This window comes from Vibrio sp. 1580 (genome assembly GCF_033340055.1).
Genome location: NZ_JAWOVT010000395.1, coordinates 1 through 630 on the forward strand (window position 1 = coordinate 1; position 630 = coordinate 630).

At 50.3% G+C, this 630-nt stretch carries 1 pseudogene; it reads left to right on the plus strand.

Annotated elements, in window-relative coordinates:
* Nucleotides 1–630: pseudogene (locus R7093_RS26220) on the plus strand (2-oxo acid dehydrogenase subunit E2); the annotation flags it as partial.

Here is a 630-nt window from a genome sequence, read left to right on the forward strand (position 1 = left end):
AGACGTTCCAGCTCCTTACGCAGGCAGAATTGTCAGCCTCCATGGTGAAGAAGGCGACGTGATTAATATTGGCGCCCTACTTCTATAAATCGACGAAAGTGGCGCAGAAAACACTGTCTCTGCGGAAAAACGACAAACCGCCGATGCCGCAACCGTTGTTGGCACCGTATCTCACCAATCTCATAACGTAAATGTTGATGATTTTTGGGTGGGCGGCAGCCACAACAAATCAACAGACAAACTCATCACCGCTTTACCTTCCGCGCGTTTGCTAGCGAAAAAACTAGGCGTAGATTTGAAAACGATGGTCGGTAGCGGACCAAGCGGTTTGATCGTCGATGCCGATGTTTACGAAGAAGCAGGCAAACAAGTTCCTGGCACTGAAGTGCTCAAAGGAGCGCGCCGTACGATGGTCTCGACCATGGCAGAATCGCATCAAAACGTCGCAGCGGTGACCATTACCGAAGAAGCGTTATTGGAAGATTGGTTGCCAAACGAGGACATCAGCATTCGTCTGGTACAAGCTATCGTTTACGCTTGTCAACAAGAGCCAGCTCTCAACGCTTGGTTCGATGCCGAAACCATGACGCGCTGTGTTCATCCTACCGTCAATCTTGGTGTAGCGGTGGA